This is a genomic window from Pseudomonas sp. NUPR-002, assembly GCF_056322725.1.
The window spans coordinates 1834187-1848278 of record NZ_CM150476.1 but is presented as its reverse complement, the minus strand read 5'-3'; the positions used below and the strand labels follow the sequence as shown (position 1 = coordinate 1848278).

The following is a 14092-nucleotide window of genomic DNA, read 5'->3' as shown; positions in this document are numbered from 1 at the left end:
GACGTACAAAGGCAGGCTTCAGACCAGACGCGAAAGCATCTCTTCAGCTTCCTGCTTCTGGGCATCGCTGCCCTCTTTGCACACTTCGTCGAGAATGTCGCGGGCACCGTCATGGTCCCCCATGTCGATGTAGGCACGGGCCAGATCAAGCTTGGTCGCGGCCTCGTCGGCACCGCCCAGGTAATCGAACTCCAGGTCATCACCCAGGTCGTCGCTCAAGGCGTCCTCAGCGGTGAAGTGAGGTTCGATCGAAGGCTGCTCCAGGCTTTGCGACAACTTGTCGAGCTCGGCGTTGACGTCATCGAGTTCGGACGCAAAGCTCTTGGCCGCGTCAGAATCGTCTTCCAGCGACAACGACAGGTCGAAGTCCTCCGGCAACTCCAGTTCGCTCAACGGATCGAACTCCGGCATCGTCTCGTCGAAAGCGGCCAGCTCGGCAGCGATATCCACCGGCTCGAGCGCTGGCAGCGCTGCTGTTTGGTCGCCTGCCACGTCAAGATCGAAATCAGCCAGGTCATCCAGGGTGACCGGGGCCTGCTCGGCGACTGGCAACTCTGGCGCGTCCAGCTCCATCTCGGCAACCGGCGCCTCGGGCACGGGCTCGGGCGCAACCTCTACCTCAATTTCAGGTGCAGACTCACCCAACTGCAGCGGTTCGTTCAGGTCCAGGCCCTGCAGGTCATCTTCCAGACTGAGGTCGAAGGCGCTGTCCAGATCGTCTTCGACAACCGGCTGCACTTCTGGCTCCAGTTCTGGCTCCAGCTCGGCAACCGGGGCGGGTTCCGGCTCCACTGCCAACTCTGGTTCTGGTTCTGGTTCTGGCGCTAGCTCCGGCTCCGCTGCTGGCTCTGGCGCAGGTTCTTCCGCCGGCGCGTCCTGCAACAATGCCTGGACGTATTGCGCATCAAGCTCGGCGGCCAAAGCTGCCGCGCCAATACCGCCCGCTGCCGCCAAGGCCACCATGGCCGGGAAACGGCTCTTGAGGGCTTCGACATCAGCATGGTTCTGGCCGGTGGCGATCAACTGCCGTTCGTGACCCACAAAAGCGTCGCGGTCACCCTGGCGCGCATAGACTTCCATCAACTTCAAACGCAGGTCGCTACGCCCTGGCGCAGCCGCCACGGCCGGCTCAAGCAGCTCAGCAGCATGATTGAGGCGACCCCGGGCAATGCTCAATTCGACTTCGTCGAGCAGCGCATCACCACTGGGTACCGGCGCAGCATCGGCAGCCGGCGCCACCAATGGCGCGGCCATCGGTTGCGGCTTGGCCGGGGCCGGTTCGGCAGGCTTCTGCGCGGTCTGAGTGTTTTCCACTGCAGCACTGGCCGCCGCAGCAGACGCTGCAACCACGGCCGGCGCCAAGGTCACGCTTGGCGCAGACACTTCCAGACCATCGAAACTGCTGGGTGGCAAGTCCAGGTCAGGACCACGCTCGCCCTCTTCAGCCAGGGCACGTGCCATGCGCAAGTGCTTTTCCGCTTCCTGGTTTGCCTTGCGCTTGCGCGCCAGCAGCAACAGCAACAACAGGAGTACCAACAAGGCAGAAGCGCCGATCAGCGCCAGCAGCACCGGATTACCCATCAGGTCATCGAGGACTTTGCTGGAACTGCCAGGTGCCTGCTCAACGGCAGGTGGCGCGGTATCGAGCGGCGCCGTATCTACCGCTGCAGGCGCTGGCGTAGCGTTCGACGCCACTGGCGCCGGTTGCAACTCAGCGGAAATCGCCGGTGACTCAGGCGTCGGTGCCGCGGCATCGGGCTCGGCAGCGCCTTGCGCTTCCAGCTTGGCCAACTGATCGTTTTTCAACGCGATCAAGCGCTCCAGCTTGTCCAGCTGGCTTTGCAGATCGGTCATGCGGCTTTTCAGTTCGGCGTTATCACGGCGCGTGGTATCGAGGCTTTCCTGGGCCATCGCGAGCTTATCGCTGACGGCCTTGTTGCTACCGGCAGCCGCTTTGCTGCCCGGCGCGACCAGGCGCAGGTTGTCTTGGTTGGCAATGCGCGCTGGCGCCGCTTCAGCGCCAGTACGGCGGGTAGCATCCAACTGACGGGCACGCGGCCCCAGGCGTCGGCCCTCACGCCAGGCGGCGTATTGCTCGGCAACTTCTGCCACCGCCTGACCTTGCGGGATGCTCATGACTTGCTGCTGATCAGGAAGGCGCAACACCTGCCCGGTTTTCAGCAGGTTGATGTTGCCGTTGATAAAGGCGTCGGGGTTCAGGGCCTGAATGGCCAGCATCGCTTGCTGTACCGAGCCACCCTGACGTGCTTTCGAGGCAATTTCCCACAAGGTGTCGCGCCGTACCGTGGTGTAGCTGGCCGGCGCACTGACCGCAGGGCTGATCGCTGATTCCGGCTTGGCACCCGGCAGCGCGGCCTGATTGACCAGCACGCTGTAATCACGCAGCAACCGCCCGCTTGGCCACATCACCTGCACCAGGAACTTGACCATCGGTGCCGGTAGCGCCTGGCTGGACGTCACCCGCAACACGCTCTTGCCGTTAGGGTTGATCACCGGTGTGAAAGTCAAATCGTCGAGGTACGACGGGCGCTCGATCCCGGCCTTGGCAAACTCTTCAGGCGGCGCCAGGCTCGGGGCCATTTCTGCGGCCGTGATATCGCGCACATCGAGCAGTTCGATTTCGGCATCCAGCGGCTGGTTTTGCGCCGACTTGAGGGTCAGCTCGCCCAAGCCCAGAGCTTGCGCCATACCGGACGACAGCGCCGACGCCGCGGCTATTGCTAAGACCAGTTTGCGAATTCGAAGCATGACCTCATCCTTTGAAAGAACCGCCCCCGGCAAGCGAGCAATATCTCGGTAAAAATTAGCTGCAAGTATCTTTTACACAACATGTTTTATCAACAATTGCGCCAGTTGCACGGCGTTCAACGCCGCGCCCTTACGCACGTTGTCGGTGGTCAACCAGAGGTTCAGCTGGTGGTCATCATCAATTCCGCCGCGCACCCGTCCAACATAGACCACGTCCTGCCCGACTGCGTCACCGACCGGTGTTGGGTAGTCATCCGACTCGACCAACTCGATGCTCGGTGCAGCGTCCAGCGCAGCATTGACTGCCGCCAGGTCAATCGGTTCACGGCTTTGCACCGATACACTGTAGCTATCGCCGAAAAACACCGGGACTTGAATACAGGTGACGGAAATTTTCAGGGCCGGCTGCTCCAGCACTTCGCGCAACTCGCTGACCAGGCGGCGCTCCAGCGCACCATGGCCTTCGGCGTCGTTCGCTCCGACCTGGGCCAGCACGTTGAACGCCATCTGCCGGTCAAAGAAACGCGGCTCCAGCGGGCGCGCATTGAGCAGCTCAGCAGTCTGGCGCGCCAGCTCATTGACGGCTTCGCGGCCTTGAGCCGACACCGCCAGGCAGGCAGTGACGTTGACACGCTCGATATCGAGCAAGCCCTTGAGCGGCGCCAGGGCCACGGCCAACGCTACCGCTGCGGCGCTCGGGCTGCTTACTTGCAGCGGTTTCTTCAGGTTTTGCAGGCGTGCGGCGTTTGCCTCGGGCACCAGCGCGGGCGCTTGCTCGGCGGTCAGGCCGCCTGACAGATCGATCACGGCGCAGCCAGCGGCCTGGGCGCGTGCGGCAAAGCTGCGCGTCACCGCAGGACCGGCAGCGAAAAACGCCAGTTTGACCTTACTGAAATCGAAACTGTCGACCTCACGCACACGCAGGCTTTTGCTGCGGAACATCACGCCACTGCCGGCCGACTCATTGCTGGCCAACAGATGCAGGGTGCCCACCGGAAAATCCTGCTCTTCGAGAATCTGCACAAGGGTCTCACCGACAGTTCCGGTGGCGCCGATCACGGCGATATCAATAAGCTGGCTCATGGGGACATTCTCTGCGGCAACGGCGGGAGCGGCACTTTACACCACAATAGCGGCCAAGATTACACAGACTCAGTGGGCACAACTGTCTTCTTGTGGGAGCGGGCTTGCCCCGCGATTGCGGTTTACCAATCACATCGCTTCGCGGGGCAAGCCCGCTCCTACAGTGAGTGCGGGCACAAAAAAGCCCGTGCTGTTACCAGCACGGGCCTGGAGGTGCAGCCAGCGTCAGATCAACGCTCCAGCAGAATCCGCAGCATGCGGCGCAGCGGCTCGGCCGCGCCCCACAGCAGTTGGTCGCCAACGGTGAAGGCGCCCAGGTACTGCGAACCCATGTTCAGCTTGCGCAGACGACCCACCGGAATGTTCAGGGTACCGGTGACGTTGGTTGGGCTCAGCTCCTGCATGCTGATTTCGCGCTGGTTCGGTACCAGCTTCACCCACGGGTTGTGCTGGCTGATCATGCCTTCGATATCAGCGATCGGCACATCTTTGTTCAGCTTGATGGTCAGCGCCTGGCTGTGGCAACGCATGGCGCCGATGCGCACGCAGATACCATCGACCGGGATCGGGCTCTTGAAGCGACCGAGAATCTTGTTGGTTTCGGCCTGGGCCTTCCACTCTTCGCGGCTCTGGCCGTTTGGCAGTTCCTTGTCGATCCACGGGATCAGGCTGCCAGCCAGCGGCACACCGAAGTTTTCGGTCGGGTAGGCTTCGCTGCGCATGGCCTCGGCGACCTTGCGGTCGATGTCGAGGATGGCGCTGGCCGGGTTGGCCAGATCGTCGGCCACGGCGGCGTGGGTAGCCCCCATCTGACGAATCAGCTCACGCATGTTCTGCGCGCCGGCACCGGATGCCGCCTGATAGGTCATGGCGCTCATCCACTCGACCAGGCCGGCTTCGAACAGGCCACCCAGGCCCATCAGCATCAGGCTGACGGTGCAGTTGCCACCGATGTAGTTCTTGGTACCCGCATCCAGCTGCTGGTCGATCACCTTGCGGTTGACCGGGTCAAGGATGATCACCGCGTCATCCTGCATACGCAGGCTGGAAGCGGCGTCGATCCAGTAGCCCTGCCAGCCGGCTTCGCGCAGCTTGGGGAATACTTCGTTGGTGTAGTCGCCACCCTGACAGGTCAGGATCACATCGAGGGTCTTGAGCTCTTCAATGTTGTATGCGTCCTTGAGTGGGGCAATGTCTTTGCCCACAGCAGGACCCTGGCCACCTACGTTGGAGGTGGTGAAGAACACCGGCTCGATCAGGTCGAAATCCTGCTCTTCCAGCATCCGCTGCATGAGCACGGAACCGACCATACCGCGCCAACCGATCAGACCTACACGTTTCATCGCAACTGCACCTTTGCTAAAAAGTGGGCCGCTGCTTCACAAGGAAAAACAGCAGCGGGCCCGAGAGATTACAGATTCCGCAGCGCTGCGACTACTGCGTCGCCCATTTCCTGCGTACCTACTTTGCTGCAGCCTGCCGACCAGATGTCGCCAGTACGCAGCCCCTGATCCAGCACCAGGCTGACGGCCTTTTCAATTGCTTCGGCTGCCGCCTGTTGGTTGAAGCTGTAACGCAACATCATCGACACCGACAGAATGGTCGCCAGCGGGTTGGCGATCCCCTGCCCGGCGATGTCCGGCGCAGAGCCGTGGCACGGCTCGTACATGCCCTTGTTGTTGGCATCCAGCGACGCTGAAGGCAGCATGCCAATGGAGCCAGTGAGCATGGAAGCTTCATCCGACAAAATGTCACCAAACATGTTGTCGGTGACCATCACATCGAACTGCTTGGGTGCACGCACCAGTTGCATGGCGGCGTTGTCGACGTACATGTGGCTGAGTTCGACGTCTGGGTAGTCTTGGGCGACTTGCTCGACGATTTCACGCCACAGCTGGCTGGAGGCCAGAACGTTGGCTTTATCCACCGAGCACAGCTTCTTGCCACGCACGCGGGCCATGTCGAAGCCAACGCGGGCGATGCGGCGGATTTCGCTTTCGCTGTACGGCAGGGTGTCGTAGGCCTGGCGCTCGCCACCTTCCAGCTCACGGGTGCCACGCGGGGCGCCGAAGTAAATGCCACCAGTCAGCTCACGCACGATGAGGATGTCCAGGCCAGCAACGATTTCCGGTTTCAGCGACGAGGCATCGGCCAGTTGCGGGTAGAGGATCGCCGGACGCAGGTTGGCGAACAGCCCCAGTTGCGAGCGGATTTTCAGCAGGCCGCGCTCAGGGCGGATATCACGTTCGATCTTGTCCCACTTCGGGCCGCCTACGGCGCCCAGCAGTACTGCGTCTGCCTGGCGTGCACGCTCCAGGGTCTCGTCTGCCAATGGCACGCCGTGCTTGTCGATGGCGGCGCCACCGATAACGTCGTGGGACAGGCTGAAACCGAGCTGGAACTTGTCGTTGGCCAGCTCCAGCACCTTGACCGCTTCGGCCATGATTTCCGGACCGATACCATCACCTGGGAGAATCAGAATCTGCTTGCTCATGGGTTCCTCTTGTTCGAATCAAGCGGCAGGCCATGTTGGCTTGCCTTCAAAATATTGTGGGGCTGATCGCGGGGCACGCCCGCTCCTACGTTGGGAGCGGGCTTGCCCCGCGATGACTTCAATCAAACATCGCGGAACAACCAAGGCTGGCTCGCACGGTGCTTGCCTTCGAATGCTTCGATGGCATCGCGGTCCTGCAAGGTCAGGCCGATGTCGTCCAGGCCGTTGAGCAGGCAGTGCTTGCGGAAGGCGTCGATTTCGAAGCTCAGCACCTTGCCATCAGGACGGGTTACCGTCTGCGCCTGCAGATCGATTGTCAACTGATAGCCCGGGTCGGCTTCGACTTGCTTGAACAATTCGTCGACTTCCTCATCGCTGAGGATGATTGGCAGCAAGCCGTTCTTGAAGCTGTTGTTGAAGAAAATGTCGGCGTAGCTCGGCGCAATGATGCTGCGAAAGCCATATTCTTCAAGCGCCCAAGGCGCATGCTCACGGCTTGAGCCGCAACCGAAGTTCTCACGGGCCAGCAACACGCTGGCGCCCTGATAACGCTCGTGATTCAAGACGAAGTCCTGGTTCTTCGGGCGCTTGCTGTTGTCCTGGTACGGCTGGCCAACATCCAGGTAACGCCATTCATCGAACAAGTTCGGGCCGAAGCCGGTGCGTTTGATCGACTTCAGAAACTGCTTGGGAATGATCTGGTCGGTGTCGACGTTGGCACGGTCCAAAGGCGCGACCAGGCCAGTGTGCTGGGTAAAGGCTTTCATGCTGCACTCCCTTGAATCAACTCGCGAACATCGACAAAACGACCGGTTACAGCGGCGGCAGCGGCCATCGCCGGGCTCACCAGGTGGGTACGGCCGCCAGCACCCTGACGCCCCTCAAAGTTACGGTTGGAGGTGGAGGCGCAATGCTCGCCACTCTCCAGGCGATCAGGGTTCATTGCCAGGCACATCGAGCAGCCCGGCTCGCGCCATTCAAAACCGGCGTCGAGGAAAATCTTGTCCAGGCCTTCTTGCTCAGCCTGGGCTTTAACCAGGCCCGAACCCGGCACAACAATGGCTTGCTTGATGGTCGCAGCGACCTTGCGGCCCTTGGCGATTTCGGCAGCTGCGCGCAAGTCTTCGATTCGCGAGTTGGTGCAGGAACCGATGAACACACGATCAAGCTGGATATCGGTGATCGCCTGATTGGCGCTCAAGCCCATGTACTTCAAGGCACGCTCAATCGAGCCACGCTTGACCAGATCGGCTTCAGCCGCCGGATCCGGAACGCGCTGGTCAACCGCCAGAACCATTTCCGGCGAAGTGCCCCAGCTGACCTGCGGCTTGATCTGCGCGGCGTCCAGCTCAATCACGGTGTCGAACACGGCATCAGCGTCGGAGACCAGGTCTTTCCAGGCCTCTACGGCTTGCTGCCATTGCTCGCCTTTCGGCGCATAGGGGCGGCCTTTGACGTAGGCGATGGTCTTTTCATCGGTCGCCACCAGGCCCACACGTGCACCGGCTTCGATCGACATGTTGCAGATGGTCATACGGCCTTCGACGGACAAGTCGCGAATCGCACTACCGGCGAATTCCATGGCATGGCCGTTGCCACCGGCGGTGCCGATCTTGCCGATGACCGCCAATACGATGTCTTTGGCGGTGACGCCAAACGGCAACTGGCCTTCAACACGCACCAGCATGTTTTTCATTTTTTTGGCCACCAGGCACTGGGTGGCGAGCACGTGCTCGACTTCCGAAGTACCGATGCCATGCGCCAAGGCGCCGAAGGCACCGTGGGTGGAGGTGTGCGAGTCACCGCACACCACTGTCATGCCCGGCAAGGTGGCGCCCTGCTCCGGGCCGATGACGTGAACGATGCCCTGACGCACGTCATTCATCTTGAATTCGGTGATGCCGTATTCGTCGCAGTTTTCATCGAGGGTCTGCACCTGCAAACGCGACACCTGATCGACAATGGCGTCGATACCGCCCTTGCGCTCAGGGGTGGTCGGCACGTTGTGATCCGGCGTGGCGATGTTGGCATCGATGCGCCAGGGTTTGCGATTGGCCAGGCGCAGGCCTTCGAAGGCTTGCGGCGACGTCACTTCGTGAATGATGTGACGATCGATATAGATCAGCGCCGAACCATCGTCGCGCTGTTTGACCAAATGCGAATCCCAGAGCTTGTCGTAGAGCGTTTTGCCGGCCATCAGACTGTTCCTCATCAGCGTCTTTCTATGCCAATAACCACTTGGCTTGTACGGACGATGCTATGACGGTAGATTGAATAACTCAAATTCATAATTTTTATGCTTTGAATAACTCCAAGGAATACGAGAACGGTGGACGTCGCTAACCTCAATGCCTTTATTGCCGTGGCCGAAACCGGCAGCTTTTCCGGGGCAGGCGAGCGCCTGCACCTCACACAACCGGCCATCAGCAAACGCATTGCCGGGCTTGAGCAGCAGTTGGATGTGCGCCTGTTCGACCGCCTTGGCCGCGAGGTCAACCTGACCGAAGCCGGCCGCGCCCTGTTACCGCGCGCCTACCAGATCATCAACGTGCTGGACGATACCCGCCGCGCCCTGACCAACCTCACCGGTGAAGTGGCAGGCCGTTTGACGTTGGCGACCAGCCACCACATCGGCCTGCACCGCTTGCCCCCGGTTTTACGGGCATTTACCCGCCAGTACCCAGCCGTTGCACTGGATATTGAGTTTCTGGATTCGGAAGCGGCCTACGACGAAGTACTCCACGGCCGCGCCGAAATCGCCGTGATCACCCTCGCCCCGGAGCCTCATGCGCTGATTCAGGCGGTGCCGGTGTGGGACGACCTGCTGGATTTCGTCGCCGCCCCAGAGCACCCACTGGCCTGCAACGGCGCCGTGAGCCTGGCTGACATTGCCCATCACCCGGCAGTTTTCCCCGGCGGCAACACCTTTACCCACCATATTGTTCAGCGCCTGTTCGAAGCCCAGGGGCTGACCCCGAACATCGCCATGAGCACCAACTACCTGGAAACCATAAAAATGATGGTTTCCATTGGCCTGGCCTGGAGCGTGCTGCCGCGTACTATGCTCGATGAGCAGGTTGCGCCTATCGCATTGCCGGGCGTACAGCTGTCGCGCCAGCTAGGCTACATTCTGCACACCGAACGAACGTTATCGAATGCAGCCAAGGCCTTTATGGCACTGCTCGACAGCCATGCAAGCAGCCCTGAGCCACTGAGGTAAAACCGGTCAGTACAACCCTCAAGGACGTGTCATCTGCCAAAGGTCTGGTATCGATGCCCAAATCAGTAAATCGCTTTCCGCGTCTGCCGCGTATCCATTCGGCAGACCCCCAGGCGTTGGAGCAAACCTGGGAGAATGCCCCGCAACTCCTGGCGGCGTTGAATGGCGCGCACCTGGGCGCATGGTTCTGGGATGTCGAGACCGGGCACATCAGTTGGTCACGGGGCACCCAGGCGTTATTCGGCTTCGACCCGCAACAACCCTTACCCAACGACGTCGACTACCTCGACCTGCTGCCCATCGAAGACCGCGCCCGCACCTTGCAGGCGTTTCATGCGGTGCTTAACGGTGAGCCGGTGGAACAGGCCCTGCGTCACCGTATCCGCTGGCCCGACGGGAGCCTGCACTGGCTGGAAATCAACGGTAGCATGGCCAAGGATAAACACGGCCGCCCGCAGATGATCGGCGTTATCCGCGAAATCACCCGCCAGCGCGAGCGCGAAACGGCGCTGATCAACTCGGAAAAACGCTTCGCCACCCTGTTTCACCTGAGCCCCAACGTGGTGTTGCTGACGCGTCGCTCCGACGGTTTGATCTACGAAGTGAACCAACACTTCGAGCAGACTCTGGGCTGGCCCGGCCACCAGGTGATCAACAAAACCACCATCGAACTGGGCCTGTGGGCCAATCCCAACCAGCGCCAACTGGTGCTTGAGGCCACCCGCAGCACCAGCGGCCCGGTAACGCTGGAGGTGCAGTTCTGCGCCAGCAACGGCAAGGTTCACGACGGCATTCTCAGCACCCAGAACATCGAGCTCGAAGGCACCGTCTACCTGCTTAGCACCTTCGTCGATACCAGCGAGCGCAAGCGCGCCGACCAGGCCCTCAGAGACAGCCAGGAACGACTCGACCTGGCCCTCGATTCCGCCCAGCTCGGCACCTGGGACTGGCATATTCCCAGCGGGATGCTCTACGGCTCGGCACGCGCCGCCGAGCTGCACGGGATGAAAGCCGAACCGTTTCATGAGTCTTTCGACGCGTTTTTCGAAGGCGTGCCAGAGCAAGAACGCAACAGCATGCGCAAGGCCTACCGCAGCCTGCGTGAAGGCCCGGCCGATAACTACCAGATCACTTACCAGGTGCAACTGGAAAACGGCACGGTGCGCTATATCGAAAGCCGCGCCCGGCTGTATCGCGATGAACAGGGTAATCCGCTGCGCATGGCCGGCACCCTGCTCGACATCACCGATCAGGTTGAGCGCGAGCAACGCCTGACCAGCTCGGAAGAAAAATTCGCCAGCTTGTTCCAGGCAAGCCCGGACCCGATCTGCGTGACGCGTCAGGACAACGGTCAATTCATCGAAATCAATCCGGCCTTCACCCAGACATTCGGCTGGGACGCGGCACAGGTCATTGGCCGCAACGCCGAGGAAGTCGGTTTATGGGCCGAGTCTGCCGGACGGGCCCGCCGAATCGAGCAGGTGATCCGCGACGAAGCGCTGAACAACGTCGCCGTCGTGGTCAACCATAAAGACGGTCAAACGCTGACCTGCGTGATTTCCAGCCGCCTGATCAAAGTCGACGACCACGCCTGCAGCGTCACCACCCTGCGCGATATCACCCAGCAACAACGGGCCGAAGCCGCGCTCAAGGCCAGCGAAGAGAAGTTCGCCAAAGCGTTCCATTCCAGCCCGGACGCGATCACCATCACCGAGCTGGTCAGTGGCCGTTATCTGGAGATCAATGACGGCTTCTGTCGCCTGACCGGTTACAACGCCGGCGAAGTGATTGGTCGCACCGTGTATGAGATCGGCATCTGGGCCGATGACAAACAGCGTTCCATGCTGATCGCCGAGCTGCAGGACAAGGGCCGTGTGCACCACCGGGAAATGCTCGGTCGCAACAAACGCGGCGATATCCTCACGGTGGAGGTATCCATCGAGCCGATCACCCTCAACGAGACCCACTGCCTGCTGCTCACCGCCCGTGATGTCAGCCAATTGAAAAACGCCCAGGCACAGATCCGCCACCTGGCCTACCACGATCCCCTGACCAACCTGCCCAACCGCGCCCTGCTGATGGACCGCCTGAGCCAGCAGATCGCCTTGCTCAAACGCCACAACCTGCGCGGTGCCTTGCTGTTCCTTGACCTCGACCACTTCAAACACATCAACGACTCCCTCGGCCACCCGGTTGGCGACACGGTGCTGAAAATCATCACCGCGCGCCTTGAAGCCAGCGTGCGCATGGAAGACACCGTGGCCCGCCTGGGCGGCGACGAGTTCGTGGTACTGCTCAGCGGCCTGGACGGCAGCCGCGACGAGGTCACGGACAAAGTCCGCGAACTGGCCGACACCCTGCGCGAATTGCTCGCCGAACCGATGTTCCTTGACGGTCAACGCCTGCAAGTCACGCCAAGCATTGGCGTGGCGCTGATTCCCGATCACGGCTCGACCCCAGCCGACCTGCTCAAGCGAGCCGACATCGCCCTGTACCGGGCCAAAGACTCCGGGCGCAACACCACCCAACTGTTCCACACCACCATGCAGAAAGCCGCCAGCGAGCGCCTGCGCATGGAGAGCGACCTGCGCATGGCCTTGGCCCGTGGCGAATTGGCCCTGCACTTCCAGCCGCAGGTTGATGCCCGCGATAACCATATTGTCGGTGCCGAGGTGTTGTTGCGCTGGCACCACCCGCAACTGGGCCAGCAACCGCCCGCCCAATTCATCCAGGTTCTGGAAGAAAGCGGCCTGATTCTGGAAGTTGGCAACTGGATACTCGATGAGGCCTGCGATGCCTGCGCCGGCATGTTGCGTGACCACCTGATCGAAGCTGACGACTTCAGCCTGTGCGTCAACATCAGCCCGCGCCAGTTTCGTCAGAACGATTTTGTTGAGCGGGTACTGCGTAGCCTGGATGACTTCGGCTTGCCTTACCACATGCTCAAACTGGAAATCACCGAAGGCATCGTTATCCAGAACCTGGAAGACACCATCAACAAAATGCGCGAACTCAAACGCTATGGCGTGAGCTTTGCCATGGATGACTTTGGCACCGGGTACTCGTCGCTGACTTACCTCAAACGCTTACCGGTTGATGCCTTGAAAATCGACCAGTCGTTTGTGCGCGACGCGCCTGTGGACCCTAACGACGCGGAAATCGTTCGAGCCATCGTTGCCATGGCGCACAGCCTGGAGCTAGCGGTGATTGCTGAAGGCGTGGAATTGACCGAGCAATTGGCGTTTCTCGAACGGCAGGGGTGTTACCTGTATCAAGGCTATCTGCACAGCAGGCCGCTGCCGTTGGGGCAGTTCCGGCAATTGCTACTGGAGGCGCCTGCGGATCATTGAGTGCCCACTACTGCAGCAAGCCAGCAATCCTTCCCGACATTCCACAACCCCCATAAAAAAGGTTCTTCATGGATCCTTGGGAAGGATTGGTTTTGGTTTGTGAGCTGTGAGCTTATCCATTTGTTGTGGCGGCCTCCTTTTTTCTTGGTGTATGGACCGGACACATGGTGGGAGCGGGCTTGCCCCGCGATTTGCTATATCGCGCCAGATCGCGGGGCAAGCCCGCTCCCACCGCGACAAGTCCTCCGGTCGGCCTCCTGAAGTCGCTAAGTTACGGGCAGCGCCTGGGCTGGCGTTAGCTTCGCTAATGTCGGTTGGGGTGGTTTGTCGCTTTGCTTTTGCTTTGCGTGCGCGTTAGTTCAGGCGCCACGGTCTGCGACTTCAGGAGGCTGAGTGGAGGTATTGCGTAGTGAGGTGACGGGCAGGAGCCCGTCAAGCGCTTCGGGCCATGGATGGCCCGTTAGCGCGGTCCTCACGGGAGCAATGCCGGAGCGAAGGAACCCGAAGTGCAGCGTAGGGCCGGATGCAGGAGCGAGCGGTTTGCCTACTTTCCCGCGAGAAAGTAGGCCGCCGTAAGGGCGGAAGGGGCCAACACAGTCACCACATCGAAGGGATAAGCCCGCAGCCCTCAAAGCCAATTCTTCCCCCGACAATCCGTGAACCATAAAAAAGGGCACCCGAAGGTGCCCTCTTTTCACCACAGCACTTAGTTCAGTGCAGGCTTGCTATCCCCATTGATCGGGATACGTTTGGCCTTGGCCTCTTCAGGCACAATGCGCAGCAAGTCGATGCTGAGCAGACCGTTGGCCAGTGCCGCAGCCTTGACCTCGATATGGTCGGCCAGGCGGAACGACAACTTGAACGCCCGCTGGGCAATGCCCTGATGCAGATAGGTGACGCTTTCGCCGTTGCCTTCACGCTTGCCGCCAGTGACGGTCAAGACGCCCTTCTCCACTTGCAGGTCCAGGTCCTGCTCATGGAAACCAGCTGCAGCAACGACAATTCGATAGTGGTCATCGCCATGTTTTTCAACGTTGTAGGGTGGGTAGCTGCTACCCGCCTCATTACGCGCCGCAGATTCAAACAGGTCGTTGAAACGGTCGAAGCCTACGGAATGACGGAACAGTGGAGCCAGAGAAAAAGCAGTAGTCATGGTACATCTCCTGAAAATCAGCG

General features: G+C 60.7%; 9 protein-coding genes. 2 read left to right on the top strand and 7 right to left on the bottom strand.

The annotated features are described in order from the left end of the window. Positions 1-18: 18 nt before the first annotated feature. The 6 genes from ACVWSC_RS08620 to leuC form a co-directional block, all read right to left on the bottom strand. Positions 19-2769, bottom strand: a complete 2751-nt coding sequence (locus tag ACVWSC_RS08620; RefSeq protein ID WP_442113235.1) for a motility hub landmark protein FimV — start codon at positions 2767-2769, stop codon at positions 19-21. A gap of 72 nt (positions 2770-2841) precedes the next feature. Continuing rightward, entirely contained in the window at positions 2842-3852 is a 1011-nt protein-coding gene (locus ACVWSC_RS08615; RefSeq protein WP_442113233.1) for an aspartate-semialdehyde dehydrogenase, read from the bottom strand. Between the two features lie 230 nt (positions 3853-4082). Then, entirely contained in the window at positions 4083-5195 is a 1113-nt protein-coding gene (asd, locus tag ACVWSC_RS08610) for an aspartate-semialdehyde dehydrogenase (RefSeq protein ID WP_442113231.1), read from the bottom strand. Positions 5196-5263: 68 nt separating this feature from the next. After that, positions 5264-6346, bottom strand: coding sequence for a 3-isopropylmalate dehydrogenase (gene leuB, locus ACVWSC_RS08605; protein WP_442113229.1), 1083 nt, complete (start codon positions 6344-6346; stop codon positions 5264-5266). 122 nt (positions 6347-6468) lie between these two features. Continuing rightward, a complete protein-coding gene (leuD, locus tag ACVWSC_RS08600) occupies positions 6469-7113 on the bottom strand; it encodes a 3-isopropylmalate dehydratase small subunit (protein WP_442113227.1) in 645 nt (214 codons plus the stop codon). After that, positions 7110-8543: a 3-isopropylmalate dehydratase large subunit gene (gene leuC, locus ACVWSC_RS08595; protein ID WP_442113225.1), complete on the bottom strand. Its 1434-nt coding sequence runs from the start codon at positions 8541-8543 to the stop codon at positions 7110-7112. The genes leuD and leuC overlap by 4 nt, the downstream gene beginning before the upstream one ends. Positions 8544-8675: 132 nt before the next feature. Between leuC and ACVWSC_RS08590 the strand changes: the two genes are divergently transcribed. Continuing rightward, positions 8676-9566, top strand: coding sequence for a LysR family transcriptional regulator (locus tag ACVWSC_RS08590; protein ID WP_442113223.1), 891 nt, complete (start codon positions 8676-8678; stop codon positions 9564-9566). Between the two features lie 53 nt (positions 9567-9619). Next, positions 9620-12916, top strand: coding sequence for a sensor domain-containing protein (locus ACVWSC_RS08585; protein WP_442113220.1), 3297 nt, complete (start codon positions 9620-9622; stop codon positions 12914-12916). Positions 12917-13622: 706 nt separating this feature from the next. Here the strand turns inward: ACVWSC_RS08585 and ACVWSC_RS08580 are convergent. Next, positions 13623-14069, bottom strand: coding sequence for an Hsp20 family protein (locus tag ACVWSC_RS08580; protein WP_442113218.1), 447 nt, complete (start codon positions 14067-14069; stop codon positions 13623-13625). Positions 14070-14092: the final 23 nt, after the last annotated feature.

Coding starts and splice junctions, on each gene's coding strand:
- ACVWSC_RS08620 (WP_442113235.1), bottom strand. CDS start 2,769: ATGCTTCGAATTCGCAAACTGGTCTTAGCAATAGCCGCGGCGTCGGCG.
- leuD (WP_442113227.1), bottom strand. CDS start 7,113: ATGAAAGCCTTTACCCAGCACACTGGCCTGGTCGCGCCTTTGGACCGT.
- leuB (WP_442113229.1), bottom strand. CDS start 6,346: ATGAGCAAGCAGATTCTGATTCTCCCAGGTGATGGTATCGGTCCGGAA.
- ACVWSC_RS08615 (WP_442113233.1), bottom strand. CDS start 3,852: ATGAGCCAGCTTATTGATATCGCCGTGATCGGCGCCACCGGAACTGTC.
- ACVWSC_RS08585 (WP_442113220.1), top strand. CDS start 9,620: ATGCCCAAATCAGTAAATCGCTTTCCGCGTCTGCCGCGTATCCATTCG.
- ACVWSC_RS08580 (WP_442113218.1), bottom strand. CDS start 14,069: ATGACTACTGCTTTTTCTCTGGCTCCACTGTTCCGTCATTCCGTAGGC.
- leuC (WP_442113225.1), bottom strand. CDS start 8,543: ATGGCCGGCAAAACGCTCTACGACAAGCTCTGGGATTCGCATTTGGTC.
- asd (WP_442113231.1), bottom strand. CDS start 5,195: ATGAAACGTGTAGGTCTGATCGGTTGGCGCGGTATGGTCGGTTCCGTG.